Annotated in this window: 22 protein-coding genes and 1 tRNA gene; 8 read left to right on the top strand and 15 right to left on the bottom strand. The window is 49.8% G+C overall.

Annotation, left to right across the window (positions count from 1 at the left end; all coding sequences use genetic code 11):
• Positions 1-15 precede the first annotated feature (15 nt).
• Positions 16-798 (bottom strand): ComF family protein, encoded by a 783-nt coding sequence (locus tag DTO96_RS01675; RefSeq protein ID WP_114561906.1) that lies wholly within the window; start codon positions 796-798, stop codon positions 16-18.
• On the opposite strand from DTO96_RS01675, the gene DTO96_RS01670 reads away from it, so the two are divergent.
• Both DTO96_RS01670 and DTO96_RS01665 read left to right on the top strand, forming a co-directional pair.
• A complete protein-coding gene (locus DTO96_RS01670) occupies positions 797-1,636 on the top strand; it encodes a hypothetical protein (protein WP_114561905.1) in 840 nt (279 codons plus the stop codon). The genes DTO96_RS01675 and DTO96_RS01670 overlap by 2 nt on opposite strands.
• Positions 1,633-2,253 (top strand): SCO family protein, encoded by a 621-nt coding sequence (locus tag DTO96_RS01665; RefSeq protein ID WP_114561904.1) that lies wholly within the window; start codon positions 1,633-1,635, stop codon positions 2,251-2,253. The genes DTO96_RS01670 and DTO96_RS01665 overlap by 4 nt, the downstream gene beginning before the upstream one ends.
• A gap of 88 nt (positions 2,254-2,341) precedes the next feature.
• Here the strand turns inward: DTO96_RS01665 and DTO96_RS01660 are convergent, their stop codons facing one another.
• The 12 genes from DTO96_RS01660 to metG form a co-directional block, all read right to left on the bottom strand.
• Positions 2,342-2,704 carry a nuclear transport factor 2 family protein gene (locus tag DTO96_RS01660; RefSeq protein ID WP_114561903.1) on the bottom strand — a complete coding sequence of 121 codons (363 nt, stop codon included), beginning with the start codon at positions 2,702-2,704 and terminating at the stop codon, positions 2,342-2,344.
• A 13-nt stretch (positions 2,705-2,717) separates the two neighbouring features.
• Positions 2,718-3,254: a YaeQ family protein gene (locus tag DTO96_RS01655; protein ID WP_114561902.1), complete on the bottom strand. Its 537-nt coding sequence runs from the start codon at positions 3,252-3,254 to the stop codon at positions 2,718-2,720.
• Positions 3,255-3,288: 34 nt separating this feature from the next.
• Positions 3,289-4,017 (bottom strand): aldose epimerase family protein, encoded by a 729-nt coding sequence (locus tag DTO96_RS01650; protein WP_114561901.1) that lies wholly within the window; start codon positions 4,015-4,017, stop codon positions 3,289-3,291.
• A 1-nt stretch (position 4,018) separates the two neighbouring features.
• The gene (locus DTO96_RS01645) at positions 4,019-4,435 is read right to left on the bottom strand and encodes a hypothetical protein (RefSeq protein WP_114561900.1); all 417 of its coding nucleotides are present in this window, start codon (positions 4,433-4,435) and stop codon (positions 4,019-4,021) included.
• A gap of 28 nt (positions 4,436-4,463) precedes the next feature.
• Positions 4,464-5,795, bottom strand: a complete 1,332-nt coding sequence (gene aroA, locus DTO96_RS01640; RefSeq protein ID WP_114561899.1) for a 3-phosphoshikimate 1-carboxyvinyltransferase — start codon at positions 5,793-5,795, stop codon at positions 4,464-4,466.
• 8 nt (positions 5,796-5,803) lie between these two features.
• On the bottom strand, positions 5,804-6,592 hold the full coding sequence (locus tag DTO96_RS01635) for a hypothetical protein (protein ID WP_114561898.1): 789 nt from the start codon (positions 6,590-6,592) through the stop codon (positions 5,804-5,806).
• A gap of 26 nt (positions 6,593-6,618) precedes the next feature.
• Positions 6,619-7,524 carry a prephenate dehydrogenase gene (locus DTO96_RS01630; RefSeq protein ID WP_114561897.1) on the bottom strand — a complete coding sequence of 302 codons (906 nt, stop codon included), beginning with the start codon at positions 7,522-7,524 and terminating at the stop codon, positions 6,619-6,621.
• 49 nt (positions 7,525-7,573) lie between these two features.
• Positions 7,574-8,017 carry a hypothetical protein gene (locus DTO96_RS01625; protein ID WP_114561896.1) on the bottom strand — a complete coding sequence of 148 codons (444 nt, stop codon included), beginning with the start codon at positions 8,015-8,017 and terminating at the stop codon, positions 7,574-7,576.
• A gap of 43 nt (positions 8,018-8,060) precedes the next feature.
• On the bottom strand, positions 8,061-9,158 hold the full coding sequence (pheA, locus tag DTO96_RS01620; RefSeq protein WP_114563875.1) for a prephenate dehydratase: 1,098 nt from the start codon (positions 9,156-9,158) through the stop codon (positions 8,061-8,063).
• 43 nt (positions 9,159-9,201) lie between these two features.
• Positions 9,202-10,311 carry a 3-phosphoserine/phosphohydroxythreonine transaminase gene (serC, locus tag DTO96_RS01615; protein WP_114563874.1) on the bottom strand — a complete coding sequence of 370 codons (1,110 nt, stop codon included), beginning with the start codon at positions 10,309-10,311 and terminating at the stop codon, positions 9,202-9,204.
• A gap of 173 nt (positions 10,312-10,484) precedes the next feature.
• Positions 10,485-10,560 (bottom strand) — tRNA-Thr (locus DTO96_RS01610).
• Positions 10,561-10,696: 136 nt separating this feature from the next.
• Complete coding sequence (metG, locus tag DTO96_RS01605) at positions 10,697-12,769, bottom strand: methionine--tRNA ligase (RefSeq protein WP_114561895.1); 2,073 nt, start codon at positions 12,767-12,769, stop codon at positions 10,697-10,699.
• A gap of 218 nt (positions 12,770-12,987) precedes the next feature.
• Between metG and apbC the strand changes: the two genes are divergently transcribed.
• The 4 genes from apbC to DTO96_RS01585 all read left to right on the top strand — a co-directional run bounded on the left by apbC (position 12,988) and on the right by DTO96_RS01585 (position 17,990).
• Positions 12,988-14,037 (top strand): iron-sulfur cluster carrier protein ApbC, encoded by a 1,050-nt coding sequence (gene apbC, locus DTO96_RS01600; protein ID WP_114561894.1) that lies wholly within the window; start codon positions 12,988-12,990, stop codon positions 14,035-14,037.
• A 218-nt stretch (positions 14,038-14,255) separates the two neighbouring features.
• Positions 14,256-15,302 (top strand): dihydroorotase, encoded by a 1,047-nt coding sequence (gene pyrC / locus DTO96_RS01595; protein ID WP_114561893.1) that lies wholly within the window; start codon positions 14,256-14,258, stop codon positions 15,300-15,302.
• A gap of 355 nt (positions 15,303-15,657) precedes the next feature.
• A complete protein-coding gene (locus tag DTO96_RS01590) occupies positions 15,658-16,434 on the top strand; it encodes a class II glutamine amidotransferase (protein ID WP_114561892.1) in 777 nt (258 codons plus the stop codon).
• Positions 16,435-16,790: 356 nt separating this feature from the next.
• Positions 16,791-17,990, top strand: coding sequence for a branched-chain amino acid ABC transporter substrate-binding protein (locus tag DTO96_RS01585; protein ID WP_114561891.1), 1,200 nt, complete (start codon positions 16,791-16,793; stop codon positions 17,988-17,990).
• 203 nt (positions 17,991-18,193) lie between these two features.
• Here DTO96_RS01585 and DTO96_RS01580 read toward each other — a convergent pair whose 3' ends face one another.
• Complete coding sequence (locus DTO96_RS01580; protein WP_114561890.1) at positions 18,194-19,366, bottom strand: methyltransferase; 1,173 nt, start codon at positions 19,364-19,366, stop codon at positions 18,194-18,196.
• Positions 19,367-19,547: 181 nt separating this feature from the next.
• Between DTO96_RS01580 and DTO96_RS01575 the strand changes: the two genes are divergently transcribed.
• Positions 19,548-21,185 (top strand): B12-binding domain-containing radical SAM protein, encoded by a 1,638-nt coding sequence (locus tag DTO96_RS01575; protein ID WP_225972531.1) that lies wholly within the window; start codon positions 19,548-19,550, stop codon positions 21,183-21,185.
• Between the two features lie 127 nt (positions 21,186-21,312).
• Here DTO96_RS01575 and DTO96_RS01570 read toward each other — a convergent pair whose 3' ends face one another.
• A complete protein-coding gene (locus DTO96_RS01570; RefSeq protein ID WP_114561889.1) occupies positions 21,313-22,260 on the bottom strand; it encodes a D-2-hydroxyacid dehydrogenase in 948 nt (315 codons plus the stop codon).
• Between the two features lie 462 nt (positions 22,261-22,722).
• On the opposite strand from DTO96_RS01570, the gene DTO96_RS01565 reads away from it, so the two are divergent.
• Positions 22,723-24,063, top strand: a complete 1,341-nt coding sequence (locus tag DTO96_RS01565; RefSeq protein WP_114561888.1) for a dicarboxylate/amino acid:cation symporter — start codon at positions 22,723-22,725, stop codon at positions 24,061-24,063.
• The last annotated feature ends 103 nt before the right edge of the window (positions 24,064-24,166 follow it).

Genomic DNA, 24,166 nt, shown 5'->3' with positions numbered 1-24,166 from the left:
ACCGTGGTGTGGTCGCTATTTTACTTTGCGCCCACGTGCCAACACAAGCGCATCGACGCTTTTCGCGCCCGCTTCCAAACAAACACGCGCCAACTCGTTCAGCGTTGCGCCTGTGGTGTACACATCATCGATCAGCAACACCTCTTGCCCCGTCAGGTCACAGACCGCAGCAAAGGCGTTTTTAATTTGTTTGCGGCGCTGCTTGGGGGCGCTGGAGACTTGTAAATGGGCATGGTGCAGGCGAGTCACCGCATTGGCTTTCACCTGTGGTGGGTCAAGCCACACCCCTTGGAGGTCAACCTGTTGCAAAATATGTTGCAAAGGCACAAAGCCGCGCATGTGGGTCAAACCCTCAAATTGAGGCACGGGGACAACCACATCAGGGCGCAGGTGCTGCGCGTACAAAGTCAACGCCGCATGCATCATGTCTGCGAGCACAGGCGCGGCGTGCAACATGTTGTGGAATTTGTAATTCAAAATCAAATGCTGCATGACTGTGTGATAATCCGCGAAAGCAAAAGTGTGACGCAACGCGGGTGGTGACTGCATGCACGGTAAACACAGCGCGTCATCGGTCATCAGCATCACGGCGCATCGTCCGCAGCGGTGAACATTCAGTCCCGTCAGTTTGTCGGCGCAAGGGGCGCACAACCTCGGTGAAAAATCACATGCCGTCTCCGAGTCACCGCAGTACACACAGCCGCCCACCCAGCGCGCCAGTCGATTGCGGGCGCGTATCGTTTGGGTGCGTGACCATGTTAGAATGTTGTTTTTCATTTGCGCATCATACCACGCCATGCCCTCCTCTCAAAAACCACCCTCAGCCCAGCCCAGCATTCCCGCCGCTCTCGTGCATTATGTTGCGCGTGGGTTGATTGAGCGCAGTGTGTCGATTAAAATTTTACCCACGTTGATCCGTGAAATCAGCCCTGCACCTTTACCTGCTGAAGCTTTTGTCAGTGAGGGTTTAAATGCGCCCTTGTCACAATGGCAACTCAGTGACCACCCTGAAGCGCCCTCTTTGTTGTCGCGTTTAAAAAAGACCTTAAACGTGGGCTCGCAGGTGAGCAACATCACATGGGCGCAATTGATTTCAAACGAACCCCATCAACCCGCCGCGCAACTTGTTTTTGCGCCGCTCACGTTGGAAGCTTCAGTAGACGTGCTGAGTGATTTTGAGCATTTTCCGAAGTGGTTCGCCGACGACGGCGTGTTGTTGTTTGCCAATCTTGCCGCTGGTGGCTTACCTGAGTTGGTCAATGCGCAGCCTGAATGGCTTGAGTTACTCACACACTGGCCGAACATCATGGATGCAGGCGCGCGTTTGCAGGCTTTGCGTTTTGGTTTGCCTGTATTGGATGTGGAATCCGTGCCTTTGGCGTATGCCGATTGCGCCACGATGTGGCAGGACATCAACGCTTTATTGCCACAGTTGCGCACAATGGATGCACATGCACGCGGCATATGGCATGGGAAATTGCAGCAGCTTTTTGATCAAGGCTTACGTGAGCTCAGTGTGCAAGTGCTGTATGGTCAAGTGTGGCAAGTCCGAGCACCGAAGCAATTGTCGGACACGCACACCGTGTCCTTGGAAAGTTTAACATCGCAACTCGAACAGCGGAGAACCTACAAATGAACACAACCATGATGGGGCGCAGGGCTGTTTTATCTGCTTTTAAAGCGATTGCCTTCAGCTGTGTCTTCGTTCTAAGCGCATGCAGCCCTTCACCCCAATTCCTCAATCAAAATGTGACGGGATCAGGTTACGCGACTCAGGTCGAGCTCAAAAATGCCAGTGGTGGCACGGTGCAGCTCAGCGCACCCGCGCCCAAGCAAGTCACCGCACTGTTTTTTGGTTTCACGCAATGCCCAGACGTGTGTCCAACCACGCTGGGCACAATGAAACTGGTCAAACAAGAGTTGATTAAAAATAAAATCGATGCCGATCGCCTGCGCATTGTCTTTGTCAGCATTGACCCCGAGCGCGACACGCCCGAAGTGTTGAAAGCGTATGCGGCGGCATTTGACCCCGCCGTGATCGGGGCGTACAGCAGTCCAGAGGGCACGCAGAAAGTCGCCAAAGATTTCAACATCGTTTATGAGAAAGTGGGTGCAGGGCCGTTCTATACCATGAATCACAGCGCGAATGCCTACCTGATCGACAGCGACGGTCGCACCCGTGTGTCCATTCCTTACGGCACAACCGCCCCCGTTATTGCGCACGATGTGGAGCAGTTATTGGCGATGAAGTGATGTTGCTCGGATATTGGCTGGTTTCAGGCTGGTATTTTGATGTTTTTGCTGTGAAGAAAAGGCGGTTTATCCTAAATCGCCCTTCGGATTACTCAACGATGGGTGTGCTTTGGTGAAAAACCATGCGCCATTGCGCATTTTCATTTCGCCAAATGGAGCTTCTAAGGGTTTGTTTGTGTTTATGGGTATGCTGAGTGCGGTAACGCAACAGAACGGCATCGGTGGACAAAATTTGCAGTTTAAAATCAGAACTTTCGATTTGAGTCGGTGGTGCCGTACTGAGTAACGCCATCACCTGTGCTTTGTCATATACGCATCCTGACTGACCAAACTCTGTGAAATCATCGGCTAATAGCGATGAAATCAGCTGGGCACTTAGAGGACGATGATGTAATTGTTGCTCCAGTTGAATGATGCATGCTGTTAAGACGCTCAAGTTTGTCGTTGTCATTTCATTCTCTGAGTTATGCCCCTTGCAACACTTCAACCCCAATCAAATGTGCACCGGTTTCATCACTGAGCCACATTTCACCGTCTTGGATGGTGCATTGCAAAGTCATATTGCGTTTGACCAGCTGCTTGAGTGGCTCAGTGTCGGGTAAATTGAACACCGAAATTTTTGGCAACGCTTTCATTTTTGACTCATTGTCTTTCCACCACATGTCCGCGATATTGCCGCCGTACAAATACACTGCAACCGCATCAGAGCGTCCGCTCGCCTTACGAACGCGTTTTTCATCGGGTAAACCCACATCTATCCACAAATTAATGGCTTCCGTGTAATCTTTTTGCCACAAATCGGGCTCATCGTCGACCGACAGGCCTTTGGCAAAGACCAAACGCTCATGCGCATGTCGCGCAAAGGCGAAAATACGCACCATCATGCGCTCTTCTGTCTCAGAGGGGTGCTGCGCCACAGTCAAACTGTGGGTTTCGTAATAATGTCGATCCATGTCTGCGATCGACAGTTCAACTTTAAAAATTGTGTGCTTAAGAGCCATAAATAAATGCCAAAAATTCAATCAATCGATGTCATCAACTGATGTCGTCAATCAATGTGATGGTGAAGCGGCCAACCCAAGTCTCACCGACCGCCAAAGTTTTGGGTGTCAACACCACAGGTTCAACACACAAAAAGCGCTGCCAATCGGCATGTGGGATGTCATTCAAATGGTGCTGCGCGGATGGATTCCAGACCTGCCACGCATCATAGCCCTCTTGTGTCAAAGACACATTCACATTGGGCGAATACAGGCGCACTTCGGGGGTGATCGCATGTGCTTGATCGATCGCCGTGTTCGCGAGATTCACTGTTGCCAAATCCAACACAGGCGTTTCCAGTAATCCCTCAACGCGCGTTTGCAACACATCGCCCACCAGAAAATACGGGTGTATGCCGCCCGTCCATTCAAATGCTGACTCGCCAACGTTGCGCACTTCAAAATAAATATCGATGTGCTCATCCTCGATCGATGCATCCACATTCAACTGCGCCCGATGCGGCCAATCGGCTTGCTCGGTCAACAGCAAATTCGCCGACACGCACCCCTCCAGCATCGAAAACACCTGCCATTCCTGCGTGCGGGCAAACCCATGCTTGGTCAATGCCCCCAACGTGCCGAACTGTGGGAACAACACAGGCACACCGCCGCGCGCAGGCGTGGGCGGGGGGTGTAAATCAGTTGGGCAGTAGAATATGTCTTTGCCCAGCAGGTGGGCGCGGAGGATTTGACCGCCGAAGGTTTGGGCTTGGATGGTGTTCATTTTACTTGCCTTCAATTAAAAAACGAGGCCACGCCGTGTAAGGGTTGGTGTACGCAGCCACAGACGCCAGCACTTCACCTTGGGCGCTTTTATAAAAAAGGGCATTGCTGAACAGCGCACATTTGCCATAATTTAAAGAAAAATAAACCATTTTGGACAGAGGTGAAACATCCACTTCTCTGACGACATCCATGCCCGTGAATGGGCCACAGGTGGTTTCAATGCTTTCAAAGCTGCGCTGCAAATCGGCGGCGGACATGTTGGCCAATTGCAAAGTCACCGAATCTTTTAAAAGTGTGGCGACAAACGACTGCGCCCCGCCTTTTTTATAGGCATTCGTCGCATCCATCAACACCTGAGGCGCAGCCAAACTTGCGGTGCTCCAAGCCATCAACCCAGCCCATATTGCTTTTTTCATCTGCTCCCCTTTTTTAATTGGATTGTGCTCAATTAAGTAAGCCTGCCAACACCTCAAAATACGTCGGAAAGGTTTTGCCCACACATTTGGGGTCATTGATCGTCACACCGACTTTTGATAAAGCCACCAAGGAAAAGCACATCGCCATGCGGTGGTCATCATACGTGTCAATTTCAGCATGTGTCCAGCCGTCTGCTGCGGGTGGCGTGATCACGATGTAATCGCTGCCCTCTTCGACCGTCGCACCGACTTTGCGCAGCTCAGTCGCCATGGCGCTCAAACGGTCGGTTTCTTTGACGCGCCACGAAGCGATGTTGGTCAACGTCGTTGTGCCTTTGGCGAACAATGCCGCCGTCGCCAAAGTCATCGCCGCATCGGGAATGTGATTGCAATCGAGGGTGATCCCTTTGAGTTGCGTTTCCTCGGGGTCATCTTCATGGTGAATCCCGCGCACCTCAATCCAATGCTCACCCATCATCACATTCGCGCCCATCATTTGTAGCGCATTGGCGAATTTCACGTCGCCCTGAATGCTCGACAAACCCACGCCCGTCACGCGCAGCGGCCCGCCACCGAGTGCACCCAGCGCGAGAAAATACGAGGCGGACGACGCATCGCCCTCAACGTAAATCTCTTTCGGCGACGTGTATCCCGCATCCGCCGCCACCGTGAACGACGACCAGCCATCCCGCACCACGTTCACGCCAAAACGCGCCATTAAATTAAGCGTGATCTCAATGTACGGCTTAGAAATCAACTCGCCAATCACATGCACCGTCACTGAATGTTGCGTTTGTTTTGCCAACAACGGCGCAGCCATCAACACTGCAGTGAGGAACTGGCTCGACACATTGCCCTTGATCGACAAGCTCAAATCACCCGTAGGCAATTGAGCGGGCGACAGCACAAACGGCGGATAACCCACCGTGTCTTTGTACTCAACCTGCACGCCAATCTGCTGCAATGCCTCAATCAAATCGCCAATCGGCCGCTCATGCATGCGCGGCACACCGTGCAAATGGTACGTCCCGTTTTGCAATGCCAACACCGCCGTCAACGGACGAATCGCCGTGCCCGCATTGCCCATGAATAAATCCGCATCCTTATTCGGAAAATCACCGCCCGTACCGATCACATCGTAATCGTGCTCAGCAACTTGAGTGACGTGCACGCCCAGTGTATTGAGCGCGTCCAGCATTACGCGCGTGTCATCTGAATCGAGCACGTCGCGCACATGTGTGGTTTCGCCTTTCGCCGATAATGCTGCAAGCAGCAATACGCGGTTGGAAATACTTTTAGAGCCAGGCAGTTTAATGTCGCCACGGGCGGAGGTGGCGGGGGAGAGTTTGATGTGTTCCATAATATGTTTCATTTAAACGATTTGCACTTTTTACTATCCACCAATTGTTTCATAGTAAGGTCTGTTTTTAAAATCCAAGAGGTTGTGTTCAGGGGGGGCGCTTGCACAAAAAACATGTCATTTTTCTTGTCAATTATTAAACTTTCATCTTGCAACTTTGAGCCAATGTTTAAGTTTTTTAGTGCTAATGATTTTTCTTGATTCAAGCATGTTTGTAGCTTCTTGTACTTTTCTGAGTTGCTTGCATCTAATGCAATTTTTTGGCTACGTAACTGCACGCCCTTATTTATAGCATCGGTTCTGGCGTTGTCATCAAAAACATAAATGTATTTTTCAGGTTCATCATATGACGTTCTTTGATTTAAGGTTTTTTCACTGTAAAGCCAAGTGTGGTTTGTTTTGCTTGTTTTGCAAAGTAAAGTGCCAAATGAATCTACGTCTACGTTTGAATATAAAAAATTGCTTAAAAAATAAGATAACTCAACTTTGTTAGACTCTTGAGTAAAATCACCATTGTTTGCAGAGCACCATGATTGAAACAGTCTTATTGCCCCTTTCATTGATGTGCCTGACGAAAAATATCCGCCCTGAGCAAGGCGATATTTAGCGACACCATCTTTGATTTGCGTAATTCCTGAGCCTAAAAATAATTTTTCTGACGTGCTGCTCATAATTTTTTGCTTGATAAGCTCTAACTCAGAAAGCCCTGTAAGTTTGTTATCAACACTTTGGGCTTGAGCTATGCTTGAAAAAAAACCACTAAAAACAAAAGCCATTTTAATAAAATTATTTTTCATTTAATATTCCCCAAATGCATAGTTAATCATTTCTCTTTCCCCCAGGCCAATCGTTTGCTACTGGCTTTTTTAAACAGCTCTAACATTTCATCACTATTTTCTACAGCAATCATCTCCCGTAACTCTTGCGCATGCTTCAAATACCCATCCAATTCCGCCAGTATCGCATCTTTATTCGCCAAACACACATCCCGCCACATCTCAGGACTGGCGGCAGCGATGCGGGTGAAGTCGCGAAAGCCTGCGCCTGCCATGGCGAATTTATCGGTGGATAGATCCGAATCGGCGACGTGGTTCATCAGCGCGTAGGCGAGGACGTGCGGCAGGTGCGATACGGCGGCGAAAATTTCGTCGTGCGCGGCGAGGCTGAGTTCATACACGTTTGCGCCCGTCGCTTGCCACAGTGCGGCGATGGTGTCGATGTCGGCGGTGTGGTTGTGCGCGTGCGGGCAAATCATGACTTTTTTATTGACGTATAAATCGGCCAAAGCTGCTGCGGGGCCGTTGACTTCACGACCTGCGATGGGGTGGGCTAAAACGAATTGTGCGATTTTGTCACCGAGTGCGGCATGTGCATCGTTGTATACGGAGGTTTTTGTGCTGCCCACGTCGGTGATGAGGGTGTCAGGCTGAATGTGTGGCGCGATCAGCTCACACACGGCGCGCGTTTGCCCCACGGGCATGGCGAGTACGATGACGTCGGCGGTTTTCACCGCGTGGATGAATTCGGGGGTGTCGCGATAGACCGCCACATCGACCACACCGAGCCGCACCGCTTCATCCATGACCGTTGCGCTGCGTCCCGAGCCGATGACGTGACGCACCACGCCCGCGTGCTTGAGCGCGAGGGTGAGGGAGCCGCCAATCAAACCCGCGCCGATGAGTAGGAGGCTGTTGATTTTTGGGGTAGGTTGGGTGATGTAGGTTTTCATATATTTACTTATTGATCGAGACGCAAATACTCATGCTTCAAAATTAAAGTTATGAGCTCAGCTTTGATGATGTTTCACTTGGAGCCCAAAGACCAATTTTAAATGTATCTCTATCATCTTTAGGTGTCACCCCTAAGTCTTTACGCATTTCATAAAATAAATTGGAAAGCAGGCGGTCGTGCTTACTATCATCAGTTCTATCGACATTACTGTCTGCTGTTTCTTGTTGGAATGCCTGCAAAGCAATAATGATGGGCTGCGGGGCAATAAGATTTAATTTGTTGCAAGCAATTGAAAAGGATTGCTTTCCATCTTTATTAATATTTCCGCGCATTACTCCGTTGATTGATACTACAAACTCTTTGTAGTGTTCAAGTTTCTCTCGACGTAATTCGGCTTCGCGTTCTCTTTTTTTTGTGAACCAATAACTTACTGTGGCTAAAATTAGCGCGCTAAGCATAGTGCCAATTGACGCAATTATTTCGGATGACATTTTTATCTTTCGATTTTCTTGATTACAAGTCAAATATGATAGGTTAACTCGTCACAGGATACGACCCCAAACATTTATAAAATGCCGAGTTGTCTTCCAATTGAGCCAGTGCCGCTTGCACATTGGCTTGTTCGATGTGTCCTGCAAAATCAATATAGAAAAAGTATTCCCAGCCCTTTTGTTTGGCGGGGCGTGATTCAAATCGCAGCATCGACACGCCGTGTTTGGCGAGCGGTTCGAGCAGGTCGTACAGTGCGCCTGCTTTGTTGGGGGTGGCAAGGATGAGCGACGTTTTGTCGTTTGGACTGGTGCCGCACAGTTGCTTGCCGATGACGATGAAACGCGTGCGGTTGTTGGCGTCGTCTTGGATGCCTGCGGTGACGGTTTGCAGGCCGTATGTGGCGGCTGCGATGTCGCTGGCGATGGCGGCTGTGGTTGGGTCATTTTGCGCCATTTGTGCGCCTTGGGCGTTGCTGCCGACGGGTTTTTGTTCGATGTGCGGGTAGTGTTCTTTGAGCCAGTGGTGGCATTGCGCCAAGGCTTGTGGGTGCGCGACGATGGTGGTCACGCCGCTCATGTCGCCTGTGATTTGCAGCAAATGGTGGTTGATCGCCAGAGAGACTTCACCGCAAATTTTTAATGGTGTGGATAGCAGCAAATCCATGGTGCGGTTGATCGCGCCCTCAATTGAGTTTTCAATCGGGACGACGCCAAAAGCGGCACCATCGGCTTCGACCGTGCGGAAAATGTCGTCGATGGTGCTGCAATCAATGCCGTGAATGGCGTGGCCAAATTGTTTCGCCATGGCTTGCTCGGTGTATGTGCCTGCTGGGCCGAGGAAGGCGACTTTGACCGCTTCTTCCATCGCGCGGCATACGCTCATGACTTCACGCCACAGGGCTTGCAGGTGATGCGAAGGCAGCGGGCCTGGGTTGCGCTGGGCGATTTTTTCCAATACCTGCGCCTCACGCTCGGGGCGAAATACGGGTTGCTTGTATTTTTGCTTCACATGACCGACGGCTTGTGCGAGTTTGGCACGTTCATTTAGCAAGGTGATGAGCTGTGTGTCGAGGGCGTCGATTTGGACGCGCAACGGCGCGAGTTCGGTATCGACGGTTTGCAGGGCTTGGTTGTCAGGCATTGGGTTGACCTTGGTGGCTTGGTTGATCTGGGCGGTGATGGGATTAGGCGTGATCGCGTTCAAACGCTTCCATATACGCCACCAGTGCATGCACCGATTCCAGCGATACGGCGTTGTAAATCGAAGCGCGCATGCCGCCGACCATTTTGTGACCCTTCAAACCCGCCATGCCTGCGGCGGCTGCGCCGTCCAAAAAGGCTTGGTTCAGCGATTCATCATTGAGGAAAAACGGCACATTCATGCATGAACGGTATGCGGGGTGCACATCATTGCGGTATAAAGTGCTGTTGTCGATGGCGTCGTACAACAATTTGGCTTTTGCATCGTTCACGCGCGCCATGGCTTCTAAGCCGCCATTGGCTTCGAGCCATTCAAACACCAAACCTGCACAATAAATCGCCATGGTCGGTGGCGTGTTGAACATGGAATCATTGTCTGCCACATTGCGCCATGTGAAAGCAGATGGGCAAATGGATTGCGCACGATCCAATAGGTCATTGCGCACAATCACAAAGGTCAGACCTGATGGGCCAATATTTTTCTGTGCGCCGCCATAAATCACGCCGTAGCGGCTGATGTCGATTGGGCGCGACAAGATGTGCGAGGACATGTCCGCCACGAGGAACGAGCCGCTCGCTTCGATTTTCGCCGCCAACTCTGCCGACGGATACCATTCCACGCCGTGGATGGTTTCATTGGTGCAAATCGACACATATGCGCTGCGCTCGCTCAATTGCCATTGATCGGGCTCGGGAAAGTAGGTGTAACGGCCTTCGCCGTCATTGGCATTGGCGATGATGTTGGATGCGCCGTACTTTTCCGCTTCTTTTTGGGTTTTGATTGACCATGCACCCGAAATCACGTGATCGGATGTGGTGCGATCGCCGCCGAGTAAATTCATGGGGATGATGGCATTTTCGCCTTGCGCACCACCTTGCAAAAACAAAATTTCATAATTCTCAGGTACATTCAGCAGGCGGCGCAGGGTGTCAAAAGCACGTTTCAGCACTTCCATAAACACGGGGCCACGATGGCTCATTTCCATCACGCTCATGCCCGTGCCTTTGAAGTCCAGCATTTCGGCTTGCATTTGTTGTAAAACAGGTAAGGGCAATGCGGCAGGGCCGGCGGAGAAGTTGTGAACGCGAGTCATGGGGGTTCCAAAAAAGTCGGTCGCAAAGGTTGCTAACCGATGGAGAAAAAAATCAGCCAAATAAGCAGTGGTGCAAATTAACATCAGTGCACCACTGCGGGATGGCTCAATTATAGGCAATTGAGTGCGTAAATGCAAAAAACCTCAGTCAAAAGACTGAGGTTTAATATTTCTGGTGCCCGTTGCAGGACTTGAACCCACCACCCCCTGATTACAAGTCAGGTGCTCTACCAGATGAGCTAAACGGGCTAACACAACAGAACGAGATTTTAGCGATGTTTTTTAAAACTGTCAAACACTATTTGAATCTTTAGTGAAACTTTCGTTCATTTTACGTTATGCAGGCTTAATGCAGGTGCAAAACGCCGTGTTGTAACGACATGGCTTATGAAATACGCATGCCTGGTTGTGCGCCTGCATTGGGTTCGAGCAAGTACAAACCTGGGGTGGTTTTTTCATCGGCAGCGCTGGCGCACAGCACCATGCCTTCGGACAGGCCAAATTTCATTTTGCGCGGCGCAAGGTTGGCGACGAGGACGGTGAGTTTGCCGATCAAGTCTTCGGGTTTGTATGCGCCTGCGATGCCTGAGAACACGTTGCGGGTTTTGCCTTCTCCTGCATCCAAGGTCAGTTGAAGCAGCTTTGTTGAGCCTTCGACGGCTTTGCAGTCGAGGATTGCTGCGATGCGTAAATCGATTTTGGTGAAATCATCGATGGTGATCGTTTCGGCAATGGGTGTAATGGCTGCGCTTGCTGTATTGCTTGTTGCGCTGGTGCTGTCGGTCGCTTGCAGTGATTCTGCGTTGGCGGCAATCAAGGCGGCAATTTGCTTGTCATCGACGCGTGTCATCATGTGTGTGTAGGGGTTGATGGTTTGTGCGGCGCTCAATGGCGTGTGGATGTCCGCCCATGTTTGCGTGCCGATGTTGAGGAAAGCGTAGGCTTTCGCTGCGGTTTCGGGTAAAACAGGTGACAAGTACACGGTCAACATGCGGAATGCTTCGAGGCAGATGCTGCACACGGCTTGCAGCTCGGTGGCTTTTTCCACGTCTTTGGCGAGTTCCCATGGTTTGTTGGCGTCGATGAAGACGTTCACGTCATCGGTCAAGGCCATGATGGCGCGCATGGCTTTGCCAAATTCACGTGCTTCGTAGAGTTCACCGATGGTGCTTTGCGCGGCGCGCAAACCGTTTAAAACCTCGTGGTTCATGGCGGTGTCGACTACTTTGCCGTCAAAGCGTTTGATGAGGAAGCCTGCGGCGCGGCTGGCGATGTTGACGTATTTGCCAACGAGGTCGGAATTGGTGCGGGCAATGAAGTCGTCCATGTTCAAATCCAAGTCTTCCATGCTGGCGTTGAGTTTGGCGGCGAAGTAATAGCGCAGCCATTCGGGGTTCATGCCTGTTTCGATGTAGCTGTGGGCGGTGATGAATGTGCCGCGTGATTTGGACATTTTTGCACCGTCCACGGTCAAAAAGCCGTGTGCAAACACATTGGTTGGCGTGCGGAATCCTGAAAACTTGAGCATGGCGGGCCAAAACAAGGTGTGGAAATACAAAATGTCTTTGCCGATGAAGTGGTATTGCTCGGTGTTCGAGTCGGGTTTGACCCACGCATCAAAATCCAAGCCATTTTTGTCGCACAGGTTTTTGAAGCTGGCGTAGTAGCCGACGGGTGCGTCTAACCAAACGTAGAAGTATTTACCAGGTGCATCAGGAATTTCGAAGCCAAAGTACGGTGCATCGCGAGAGATGTCCCAGTCACCAAGTTTGTGCTCGTCATTACTGCCGAGCCATTCTTGCATTTTGTTGGTGGCTTCTTGTTGTGCCAACCCTTGCACCCAACCTCGCAAGAATGTTTCGCAGCGTTCGTCCGAGAGCTTGAAAAAATAGTGTTCAGACGTGCGGCGTTCAGGTGTTGCGCCTGAAATGGTTGAGAACGGGTTGATTAAGTCGGTTGGGGCGTAAGTCGAGCCGCACACTTCACATGAATCGCCGTATTGGTCTTTTGAGTGACATTTTGGGCATTCGCCTTTGATGAAGCGATCGGCAAGAAACATTTCTTTAACGGGGTCGTAATATTGCTCAACGTCTTTGATGGCGATGAGGTCGTTGGCTTTGAGTGCGTTGTAAATTTGGCTGGCGAGGACTTGGTTTTCAGCTGAGTCGGTGCTGTAATAGTTGTCGAACGAAATGCCAAATGCGTCGAAATCGCGTTTGTGTTCTGTCCACACCGTGTCGATCAATTGTTTGGGTGTGATGCCTTCTTTTTCCGCACGGAGCATGATCGGCGCGCCGTGTGTGTCATCCGCGCCGACGTAGTATACTTCGTGCTGGTTCAGCTTGAGGTAACGCACCCAAACGTCCGTTTGAATGTATTCGACCAAATGACCAATGTGGATTTGTCCATTGGCATAAGGCAAGGCGGATGTGACGAGAATTTGACGTTGATTTGACATGGTGTTTTTCTTTTTGACTGGGCAATGGCTGGGCAATGAATGCGGCCATCCGCTCAAAAGTTTGCGTGATGAAATGTTGGCGGATTTGGCTAAATGTTGCGAGGGGCTCACCCAAAGTGCGGTGAAGCGGTTCGCAGCATGTTTAATTTGAACTGAAAAAGCAGAGCCGAGAGGCTTTGCTTTTTTGAGCAACTGAGATTTTAACACAGGGAAAACCCATGAATGAAGAACAAATGCGCGCAGCGCTTGAGGCGGTCGCCATCAGCAGTGATTCTGCTTTAACTTTAGGTCAAGTGCGTGCCATTAAGTCGATCCGTGCGCGCGCCATTGAAGTGGTTTTGCCTTTTGCCTGCGCCAGTCAGCACGATGACTTGCGCGATCGCATGTGTACTGCTGCGGACATGGATTTGAACATTGACATCAGCACAAAAATTGATGCGCACTTGGTGCAAGCGGGCTTAACTGTGGCGCCGAATGTCAAAAACGTCATCGCGGTGGCTTCAGGTAAAGGCGGCGTGGGCAAAAGCACGACGGCGGTGAACATTGCATTGGCTTTGGCGCATGAAGGCGCGCGCGTGGGGCTGTTGGATGCAGACATTTATGGGCCGTCGGTGCCGCTGTTGCTTCAACTTGAGGGCAAACCTGAATTGAATGCGGACGAAAAAATGGTGCCTCCTGCCCGCTACGGCGTTCAAGCCAGTTCAATTGGTTTTTTGATTGACAGTGATTCGCCCATGGCGTGGCGCGGGCCGATGGTGTCGCAAGCGTTGCAGCAACTGTTCGGACAAACCGCATGGGACAACTTAGATTACCTCATCATCGACATGCCGCCAGGCACGGGCGACATTCAGTTGACTTTGTCGCAAAAAATCCCTGTCACGGGTGCGGTCATCGTCACCACGCCGCAGGATTTGGCATTGCTGGATGCGCGCAAGGGCTTGAAAATGTTTGAAAAAACCAACATCCCTGTCTTGGGTGTGGTGGAAAACATGGCTTTACACACTTGCTCTAACTGTGGTCACGAAGAAGCCATTTTTGGTGCAGGTGGGGCGGCGAAAATGAGCACCGACTTTGATGTGCCGCTGCTTGGTCAATTGCCTTTGGCAATGGACATTCGCGTACAGGCAGACCGCGGTCAGCCCACGGTCGCAGCCAATCCAAACAGTGTGCATGCCCAGCATTACCGCAGCATTGCGCGGAAAATTGGCGCGGCTTTGGCGGTGTTGCCGAAGGATTTGAGCCACAAGTTTAAAGTAACGGCTGGCTGATGCTCAATGTGGGTGCCGTTGTTCACAAGGCATCTTGTCCTTTGATTCGCCTTGCTTTGCACCCTTTTTTCATGGCTTGGTCTTTGGCTGTGGCGGATCGAACGGTGCAAAGGCAAAGTAAACAATAGCAATGGCTTTTTTCAAACTTTGAACGGAATTGAACCGAACAGTTATACAATTGCGGTTTTATTGGTTTAACACCGCAACAAAGGCAGATCATGACCCTCACTCACATAGACATCATTCAACCTGACGACATGCACGTGCACCTGCGCGATGGCGATGCGCTAAACACCGTTGTGCCGCATACCGCACGCCAATTCGCGCGCGCGATGATCATGCCCAATTTAAAGCCACCCGTGACTTCGGCTGACATGGCGGCAGCGTATCAAACGCGCATCATGGCCGCCCTCCCCGAGGGTGTTAATTTCACGCCATTGATGACCTTGTATTTGACCGATCGCACCAGCCCTGAGGATGTGAACGCCGCATTTAATGCGGGTGTTAAAGGTTTTAAATTGTACCCTGCGGGCGCAACGACAAACTCCGATGCGGGCGTGACGTCATTGGGTCGTTGCTCGGCGGCACTTGAGGTGATGGAGGCGCTTGGCTTGCCGTTGCTTGTGCATGGTGAAGTGACCGATGTGGACATCGATATTTTTGACCGTGAGGCCATTTTTATTGATCGCATCTTGATTCCTTTGCGCGCACGCTATCCGAAATTAAAAGTTGTGTTGGAGCACATCACGACCCGCCAAGCGGCTGAATACGTGGCGACCAGCGAGGACGGTATTGCTTCGACGATCACCGCTCACCATTTGCTTTACAACCGCAATGCGATGTTGGTGGGCGGCATTCGCCCGCATTATTTTTGCTTGCCTATCCTTAAGCGCGAATCGCACCGTGAGGCCTTGATTGCGGCGGCGGCATCGGGTAATCCGCGCTTTTTTTTGGGCACAGACAGTGCACCGCATGCGCAGCACACCAAAGAAAATGCATGTGGGTGTGCGGGTTGCTACACGGCGTTGCATGCGATGGAGTTGTACGCCACGGCTTTTGAGCAAGTGGATGCGTTGGATAAACTTGAAGGTTTTTCGAGTGTTTTCGGGGCGCAATTTTATGGCTTGCCGTTGAATGCCCGCAAGATCCGTTTGCTTAAAGAAGAGTGGACCTTGCCTGATGCCTTGAGTTTTGTGGATGGGCAATCGTTGGTGCCTTTGAATGCAGGTGAGGCGATGGGCTGGAAATTTGCAGGCATCCTTTAATAAAGGAAATGCAGAGTCATTTCGTTTTTTAAGCCCGTCATTGAAAAGGCCCGCACGTAAAAAAATGGCTTTTCAAATTAATATGCGATGTTGAGTGGCATTTGACACCCGTTGAACATCTCGATGGGAGCTGGACGTGTTTTAACCATTCAAAAAAGCCCTCGTAATGTGAGGGCTTTTTTGAATGACGAGTGCGTTTTTTTATGTGCGACATTCAATGTGTGCTGGCATTGATGGGGGCATGAGCCGCTGCACAATCATTGTGCGACAGTTTTTATGCGAAGGCTTTTTATTTTCGATACACTGGAGTCCACACCTCTTTTTTATTGATTTTTAATGGATTGATTGTATTGCCATGTGCCAACTGCTCGGAATGAATTGCAACACACCCACGGACATCGTGTTTTCTTTTGAAGGCTTTACCCAACGGGGCGGCACGACTGATCACCACACCGATGGGTGGGGCATCGCTTTTTTTGAAGAGCGTGCTTGTCGTTTGCTGATGGATTGCCAACCATCGGCCACATCACCTGTGGCTCATTTGGTGCGCTCATATCCGATTAAATCCTTGAATGTGATTGCGCATATTCGCAAGGCAACCCAAGGTGAAGTGAACTTGCAAAATTGTCACCCTTTTGTGCGTGAAATGTGGGGACGGCATTGGGTGTTTGCACACAATGGCAATTTGATTGATTTTCATCCTGAGTTGGATGGGCTGTACAGCCCGATTGGTTCGACCGACAGTGAACGGGCTTTTTGTTATATTTTACAAGAGCTGCGTCGTGTGTTTGAGGGGCGGACCGCTGCCAATCCGCCAACCCCCGTGGAAATTAATGCGGCATTGAAGCCCATTGCCGCGGACGTTGCCCGTTTTGGTGTGTTTAATTTTTGTTTGTCGAATGGCCAAGTGATGTGGGCGCACTGCTCCACGAATTTGTATTTTATTGTTCGCGAGCATCCCTTTACAACGGCTCATTTGTTGGACACCGACGTGTTGATTGATTTTGCCGATCACACCACCCCCGATGACCGTGTCGCTGTGATTGCAACGGCGCCGTTGACGGACAATGAAGTGTGGTACAAAATGCTGAAAAATGAGTCCATGATGTTCGTCAATGGGCATCCACTTTAAAGAAGTGAAATTTTTTACCCCTTGGTGAAATTTAATTTTGAGAAAATGGATAAAAAGAAATTAAATTGTGAATTTTTTGTGAAAAAGCAGATTTTGTGCAAACAAACTGGCTCTACAATGTCTCACGCTGTGTAGGGGCTTTAGGATCGTGCGGGTGGTGATTTAAGCGAATGCTTATAGTGACCCTTTAATTGATGTTGTCGTGTTTTGTCACCAAAATGGTGCAAAATGCTGCAAAAAAGGTAAATTAAAGGCGGTTTATTGACTTAAACTGCGCCCATCGTTCTGGCTTCCATGACCATTAACATGACAGTACGTATAACTTAAATTGGTATTTAACCTTCAAGGAGATTCACATGTTGTTCAATAAATTAAGCTTGGCTGCTGCCGTTGCTGCTGCTTTTTCTTTGGCCGCTTGCGGTGGTGCAAAAGATGAGAAAAAAGCCGAAGGCAGCGCTGCTGCTGGTGCAAACGTGATTAAAATTGCAAGCGTGAGCCCATTGTCTGGTGGCACTGCAAATGCAGGTAAAGACAATCAAGCGGGTGCACAGCTGGCTGTAGAAGAAGTGAATGCAAAAGGCGGTGTTGAGGTTGCAGGCAAAAAATACATGCTTGAACTCATTTCTGAAGACGACGGTGCGGATCCAAAACAAGGTACGATTGTTGCCCAAAAAATTGCAGATGACAAAAACATCTCTGCTGTGATCGGTCACTACAATTCAGGTGTGACCATGGCGGCTCAGCCTATTTATGCAAAAGCAGGTTTGGTGGCGATCACGCCGTCAGCCACCAACCCTGATGTGACTGTTAAAGCATCAAAATCTGAGAGTGGTGGCACGTTGATGTACCGCATGGTGGCTCATGATGGCATGCAAGGCCCAGCGTTGGCCGTGTATGCACAGAAAAAAGGCGTGAAAACCATTGCCATCGTGGACGACGCGACCACGTATGGTAAAGGCATGGCTGATCAAGTTGAGAAAAAAGCAAAAGAACTCGGTTTGACTGTTGTTTCTCATGATGCGGCCACAGACAAAACGACCGACTTCAAAAATATTTTGACAAAAATCAAAGGTGCGGGCGCTGATGCGGTGATGTGGGGTGGCTTGGATGACACGGCTGCTACATTCTCAAAACAAGCACGTGAATTGGGTCTGAAATCATTGTTGTTGATGCCTGATGCCGTGTGCACAGACAATTACATCTCTTTGGCAGGTGAAGCGGCTGAAGGCACTATTTGTTCAGTAACTGGCGTGCCATTGGCTGAAATGAAAGAAGGCGCATCATTCAAAGAACGTTTTGAAAAACGTTTTGCGGGTCAAAAAGTACAAGGTTTTGCCCCATTTGCTTACGATGCGGTGTTGACTTTGGTTGAAGCGGTTAAAAAAGCAGGCTCAACTGAACCCGCAAAAGTGGCGGCTGCAATGAAGGGCATCACGGCCACAGGTTTGAGCGGCCCAATCTCATTTGACGATGCAACGGGTGAGCGTAAAGACACCATGATCACCATCCAAGAAGAGAAAAATAAAGCTTTCGTGACTGTTGATAAAATCAAGTGATCGTGAGCGGCTGCATTTAAGGTGGTTCGGTCGCATGCGAGCGAACCATGTCAAGCCACTCAAAACAGTTGTATGAAGAAGTGTGTTGTACCTGTATAGACGTGCTGTGATGTTTTAAAATGCAACCACATGAAAACAGCCAAGTGAAAACTTGGCTGTTTTTTCATCATGGGCATGCGAACATCGCCATGACAGGTTTGATGTTAATGTTGTAAGCTCAAACGCCACAAAGAGGTCACCTCTTTTGAGCGCGCCTGATGCAATGGGTCATCCCGATCAAATGCTTTGCCATGCTTGGGACGTGCATCGTGCCGGTCAATGACGCTCGCCCCCGCGTGCGTGAACCAACTCAACAATTCTTCTCGTGTGCGCAAACCCAAGTGCTCGGCCAAGTCCGATAAAATCAGCCAAGCTTCGCCATCGTCGGTTAAATGTTGCCGCAAGCCGTTCAAAAAGCCCTTTAACATGAGGCTATTGAAGTCGTACAGGGCATATTCAATCGCCGCATTCGGACGGGCGGGCAGCCACGGCGGGTTGCACACAATTAAAGGTGCACGCCCTTCGGGGAATAAATCTGTTTGTTGAAATTCAACTTGATAGGCAAAACCGAGGCGATTCATATTTTCAGAGGCACAATCAAGTGCGCGTGGGTTGAGGTCGGTCGCCACGATGTGCTGCACCCCCCGTTTGGCAAGCACTGCAGCGAGAACGCCTGTGCCTGTGCCAATGTCAAACGCCAAGGTTTTCGAGGGCAACGGTGCTTGCGCAACGAGCTCAATGTACTCGCCACGAACGGGCGAAAACACGCCGTAATAAGGGTGAATTCGACCACCTGTCGCGGGCACATCCACTCCTTTTTTACGCCACTCATGGGCGCCAATGAGGCCAAGGATTTCGCGCAAGGACACAACGGCATCGGAGTCTGTTGTGCCATAGGCCTCAACGCACGCCGCATGTACATCGGGTGCACGTCGCAGTGGGATGCTGTAGTCCATGTTGAGTGGTAACAGCAACATACCCAACACGCGTGCACGTTGCGCTTGCGCTTGCCGATGCAGATTGAATGCATCTTTTGCGCTGATGGGCGCGGTGGCGGCTTTGTTTTTTTTGGGCTTCTTGTCGATTCGACGTCCCAAGGCTTGCAACAATTGCCGTGCGTTTTGGTAATCCCCTCGCCACAACAAGGCCGTGCCTTCGCAGGCGAGTCGATAAGCCACATCGGCATTCAGGGTGTCGTCGGCCAAGACCACGCGTTTGGGCGGCGGAGAGCCATTTTCGGAACGCCACGATGCGCTGTGTGGATTGCTATTTTCAAGCCAATGAATGAGTGGTGAAGTGTCTGAATGGGTGGGGGCGGAGCTGGAATGATCGGTCATGGTGGCCTCAAAAGATGGTCAATCACTATAACACAGCCACATGCGGCGACAACAGCGACAACCGAGCGATTACTTGGATTTTATTGCCATTTATAACTGTTTCGAAAAAATAAATCCCCGTTTTTATGGGGGTTAACGAAGTGAGACCAAGCTGCTATTTGTTTGGTGAAGTCATCATCCGATGAAAATCAATGCCCGTTTAAAATGGGCGTTATCAATCATTATAAATAATGGGCATTCATCGCATCGCTGGATCGGCTGGGTCGTCGATGTGTTCGACATCAAGTATAATGTCGGCATGATTACCCTCTCGACCCTCAACGCCCGTTTTTCGCATGCTTCGCTTGGCTTGCGCTACCTACTTGCCAATTTGCGTGAGCATGCAGCTTACACACGCTTGGCTGAATACACGATTAAGTCCCCCATCAATGCCATGGTGGCCGATTTGCTCAGTGATTCACCTCGCATCATTGGCTTTGGCGTGTACATTTGGAATGTGAATGAAACCTTGGCTTTGATTAAAGCACTGAAAATCGCAGCACCAGAACTCATCATTGTCGTGGGTGGGCCAGAGGTGTCCTATGAAGTCGAGCAGCAAGAAATCACCCAAGTCGCTGATTATGTGGTCACGGGCTGGGGGGAAATCACCCTACTGAAATTGTTTGATGCTTTGATTCATGGCCCCAAGCCCTTGATGAAAGTCCATGTGGGTGTGCAGGCGAAGTTGGATGATTTGGTCATGCCCTATCACCTGTATACGGATGATGATTTGAAACACCGCAACATTTATGTTGAGGCGTCACGCGGTTGCCCGTTCAAGTGTGAGTTTTGCTTGTCAAGTTTGGACAAAACGGCATGGGGCTTTGAGCTTGATCCCTTTTTGGTCGAAATGGACAAGCTCTATGCCCGTGGTGCGCGCACTTTTAAATTTGTGGATCGCACATTCAACCTCAAGCCTGAAACGGGTCGCCGCATCCTTGATTTCTTTTTAGGGAAAATCAACGCCGCACCCGATGATCCATTGTTCGCTCACTTTGAAGTGATTCCTGATCACTTGCCTGACATGTTGAAAGATGCCATCAGCGCCTTTCCAGCGGGCAGCTTGCAATTTGAATTGGGCATTCAAACCTTGAATACCACGGTGCAAAAGCACATTTCCCGTAAAACCAATTTGGACAAGGCTTACGACAACATCACGTGGTTGCGTGACCACAGCCAAGCGCATTTGCATGTTGACTTGATTGCCGGTTTGCCCAGTGAGACGATGGTGAGTTTTGCCGAAGGATTTGATCGTCTGTACAGTTGGCGCGCGCATGAGATTCAACTGGGGATTTTAAAACGTTTACGCGGTACGCCGATCATTCGCCACACCGAACCTTTCCAAATGCTGTACAGCGACACAACGCCGTATGAAATCATCAGCAACAAAGATGTGAGCAAAGAAGAGTTGGATGAATTCAAGCATTTTGCCAAATATTGGGATGGCATTGCGAATTCGGGACGTTTCACGCAAACCTTGCCGCTCATTTTGGCCGACTCGCCGTATCAACGGTTTCACAGCCTGTCGCAATATTTGCACAACACATGGCAGCGCAGTCACAGCATTCCCCTCGAAACACTGTTCACCGAGGTGGCCAATTGGCTGATGGCGCACGGTGAGGTCAGCTCTCATGAACGCATGCGCGATGCCGTCACCGATGACTACGTCAACAGTGGCTCTCAAGGTAAACTGCCGTGGATGAAACGCGGTTTAACTATTGAAACCAAACAGCACACCGATGCCGCCTTGGCTCGTCAAGCCCGTCACCAAACCGCTTAATGCGAGATTTCTTGCTTTTTGATTGATTCTAGAAAGTGCGGGAGTCGCCCGTTTGCTCATGTGAGGGCTGCAAGGGCGGCCTAAAAAATGCTTTCTGACCGCCCTTTGATGTCTTTCTTTGATGTTTTTAATAGCCCTTATTGAAATCCACCACATGGCACAGCGCTTGACCCGTTGAAAAACGTTCCAAATTGTCTTTGAATATTTCAAATACTTCTTCGGGAAAGCTCGGGGCGGCGGTGTGTGAAGTCAACGTCAAGTGAGGCGTGTCCCAAAACACATGATCAATGGGCAGCGGTTCGTTGCGGTACACATCCAACACCGCAGCGGCAATGACGCCCGTCTGCAACGCTTCGGCCAAATCAGCTTCAATCACCGACTGCCCACGACCCACATTCATGAACAGTGCGTGCGTGGGCATTTGTGCGAAAAAAGCGGCATCAAAAATATCTTGGGTATCTGGGGTGTTGGGTAGAACATTAATCACGTAATCGGCTCGCGGCAGCAGTATCGCCAAATCCTTCAACGCCCCCACTTCATCCACTCCAGGTACGGGGCGTGGCGTATGCATGATGCCGATGACATGCAATCCCAAAGCTTTAAAAATATGCGCCATACCGCCCCCAATGGAACCCATGCCCAGCAACATCACTGTTTTTCCACGGATGACACCCGTGGTGTGCTCATGCCATGTGCGGCGGGTGAATGCATCGTGGTGTGTCAACAGCTGTCGCTCATGTGCCAAAATGTGGCTCAATGCATACTCAGACATGAGGGGGGCAAAAAGACCTTTGATGTTGGTCAATGTAAAGTGTTTGGGTGACCCCGCCCCCAGCAAACGATCAATGCCCGCCCACGTCGACTGCAACCATTTGAGGTTGGGCAGCATGGCAATCGCATCTGTTGCCAGATTGGGTTCGGCCAACATCCATGTGATCTGCTGACGTTTTTCGATAGAAAGTTCACGTAAAGCCTCAACTTGAGCGAAGGCATGCCATGTGGAGGCATCTAAACCGTGCGCTTCACTCAATTTGAGGTAAATGTTGGCTGCTTTTGAAAGGATGAGGCCTGTCATATTGCGTCCCTATTTGATTGTTGGCAGGTTGGGTTTTCTGAAGGAAAAAGGAGCTTGTCGCACAAAAAACGGGCAAATAGTGATCAAATAAGTCATTTTTCAGCGTTGTCTTTTAATAAATGCAACTGTGTTTCGATTTTGGTGTGAAATTAATTACGTCATTGTGTCGTTTTACACCATAAATTCACATTAAAAAGCATAGGTTTGCCACAAACTTTATCATTTTGCGGTTTGTGCAGGATTAAGTGTTGAAAAAACCTTATCTGACTTTATAATGCCATATCGTTTCGGGTAGATGAATGTGGTTGGAATGTGTAATTTGCATAAAAACAACCGTTTAATCTATTTTGGACTTCGTGTCTCGATCGGTTGAGGTAAGCCGTAAAGTAATAATAGCATGGGGGAGACAGTCAAGCGCCACCCCTTAAAAATAAGTGTCACATAAAAGTAAAAGGAAATATTATGGCTAATATTAATAGCAATGCAAAAAGCGGCAGCGGTCGCTTAGCAGCATACATTGTGATCGCAATGATTTTGGGCATCATTTTTGGTTGGTTGGTCAATCAAAAAATGATTATGATTGACATGTCTTATGTCGGCTTGTTGTCGACCCTCTTCTTGCGCGCAATCAAAATGATCATCGCACCGTTGGTTTTCTCGACACTGGTGGTTGGTATCGCTCAAATGGGTCAAGGCTCAGCCGTGGGTCGCGTGGGTCTGAAAGCTTTGTTGTGGTTTGTCACTGCTTCTATTGTGTCACTGTTTTTGGGCTTGATTTTCGCCAACTTGTTCCAACCTGGTGTCGGCAGTACTTTGACGGCCTTAACACCTGAACAAATCGCTGCGGGCAAGGATAAATTAGCGGGCTTCTCTCAAGGCGTAAAAGACTCAGGCTTTGTGGCGTTCATCACCGCTCAATTGATTCCAACGTCATTTGCGGATGCTGCTGCAGGCAATAAACTGTTGCAGATCGTGTTCTTCTCTGTGTTCTTCGGTGTGGCTTTGGGTGCTTTAGGCAAAAAAGGCCAAGGCTTGGTCGACTTGCTTGATCAATTGTCACACGTGATGATCAAATTGACGGGCTATGTGATGAAAGCAGCGCCTTTGGCCGTATTTGCAGCCATTTCCAGTGTTGTTGCTGAAAAAGGTTTGTCTGTATTGGTCACTTATGGCAAATTCATGGGCTCGTTCTACATCGCATTGTTTGTCTTGTGGGCTTTGTTGATCGCTGTTGGTTACGTGTTCTTGGGCAAACGTGTGTTCACGTTGATGCGCGAAGTGAAAGAAGCATTTTTCTTGTCTTTTGCAACAGCATCTTCTGAAGCGGCTTATCCAAAAATTTTGGATGCATTGGATCGTTTCGGCGTTTCTCGTAAAATTTCAAGTTTCGTGATGCCTTTGGGTTACTCGTTCAACTTGGATGGCTCAATGATGTATTGCACTTTCGCATCATTGTTTATTGCTCAGTTTTATGGCATTGAGTTGCCTATGGGTACACAGATCGCCATGTTGTTCACGTTGATGGTGACTTCAAAAGGCATGGCAGGCATTCCATCGGCTTCACTGGTGGTGATTGCAGGTACATTGGCACAATTTGGCTTACCTGTTGAAGGCATGTTGTTGATCTTGGGTGTGGATCGTTTCCTTGACATGGGTCGTTCTGCAACCAATGCGGTGGGTAACTCTATTGCTTCAGCTGTTGTGGCAAAATGGGAAGGTGAATTGTTGCCTGAAGATCAAGCGGCTAAACGTGCTTTGGATATCCAAGCAGAAGCCGTGGCAACCATGGATCATCACCTGTAATTGAGACGTACATGACACAAGGGTGCATCATCTCAGGCGGCTGGATGGTGCACTGACTTTACAAGTTACCTCAGCAAAAAATGCGAGCATTAGCTCGCTTTTT

The sequence above is a fragment of the Ephemeroptericola cinctiostellae genome, from assembly GCF_003339525.1.
Lineage (GTDB): Bacteria > Pseudomonadota > Gammaproteobacteria > Burkholderiales > Burkholderiaceae > Hydromonas > Hydromonas cinctiostellae.
Note: the sequence above shows the minus strand (reverse complement) of the source record. Positions and strands in the feature narration are given on the sequence as shown.

Coding starts and splice junctions, on each gene's coding strand:
- DTO96_RS01670 (WP_114561905.1), top strand. CDS start 797: ATGCCCTCCTCTCAAAAACCACCCTCAGCCCAGCCCAGCATTCCCGCC.
- DTO96_RS01675 (WP_114561906.1), bottom strand. CDS start 798: ATGGCGTGGTATGATGCGCAAATGAAAAACAACATTCTAACATGGTCA.
- DTO96_RS01665 (WP_114561904.1), top strand. CDS start 1,633: ATGAACACAACCATGATGGGGCGCAGGGCTGTTTTATCTGCTTTTAAA.
- DTO96_RS01660 (WP_114561903.1), bottom strand. CDS start 2,704: ATGACAACGACAAACTTGAGCGTCTTAACAGCATGCATCATTCAACTG.
- DTO96_RS01655 (WP_114561902.1), bottom strand. CDS start 3,254: ATGGCTCTTAAGCACACAATTTTTAAAGTTGAACTGTCGATCGCAGAC.
- DTO96_RS01650 (WP_114561901.1), bottom strand. CDS start 4,017: ATGAACACCATCCAAGCCCAAACCTTCGGCGGTCAAATCCTCCGCGCC.
- DTO96_RS01645 (WP_114561900.1), bottom strand. CDS start 4,435: ATGAAAAAAGCAATATGGGCTGGGTTGATGGCTTGGAGCACCGCAAGT.
- aroA (WP_114561899.1), bottom strand. CDS start 5,795: ATGGAACACATCAAACTCTCCCCCGCCACCTCCGCCCGTGGCGACATT.
- DTO96_RS01635 (WP_114561898.1), bottom strand. CDS start 6,592: ATGAAAAATAATTTTATTAAAATGGCTTTTGTTTTTAGTGGTTTTTTT.
- DTO96_RS01630 (WP_114561897.1), bottom strand. CDS start 7,524: ATGAAAACCTACATCACCCAACCTACCCCAAAAATCAACAGCCTCCTA.
- DTO96_RS01625 (WP_114561896.1), bottom strand. CDS start 8,017: ATGTCATCCGAAATAATTGCGTCAATTGGCACTATGCTTAGCGCGCTA.
- pheA (WP_114563875.1), bottom strand. CDS start 9,158: ATGCCTGACAACCAAGCCCTGCAAACCGTCGATACCGAACTCGCGCCG.
- serC (WP_114563874.1), bottom strand. CDS start 10,311: ATGACTCGCGTTCACAACTTCTCCGCCGGCCCTGCCGCATTGCCCTTA.
- metG (WP_114561895.1), bottom strand. CDS start 12,769: ATGTCAAATCAACGTCAAATTCTCGTCACATCCGCCTTGCCTTATGCC.
- apbC (WP_114561894.1), top strand. CDS start 12,988: ATGAATGAAGAACAAATGCGCGCAGCGCTTGAGGCGGTCGCCATCAGC.
- pyrC (WP_114561893.1), top strand. CDS start 14,256: ATGACCCTCACTCACATAGACATCATTCAACCTGACGACATGCACGTG.
- DTO96_RS01590 (WP_114561892.1), top strand. CDS start 15,658: ATGTGCCAACTGCTCGGAATGAATTGCAACACACCCACGGACATCGTG.
- DTO96_RS01585 (WP_114561891.1), top strand. CDS start 16,791: ATGTTGTTCAATAAATTAAGCTTGGCTGCTGCCGTTGCTGCTGCTTTT.
- DTO96_RS01580 (WP_114561890.1), bottom strand. CDS start 19,366: ATGACCGATCATTCCAGCTCCGCCCCCACCCATTCAGACACTTCACCA.
- DTO96_RS01575 (WP_225972531.1), top strand. CDS start 19,548: ATGAAAATCAATGCCCGTTTAAAATGGGCGTTATCAATCATTATAAAT.
- DTO96_RS01570 (WP_114561889.1), bottom strand. CDS start 22,260: ATGACAGGCCTCATCCTTTCAAAAGCAGCCAACATTTACCTCAAATTG.
- DTO96_RS01565 (WP_114561888.1), top strand. CDS start 22,723: ATGGCTAATATTAATAGCAATGCAAAAAGCGGCAGCGGTCGCTTAGCA.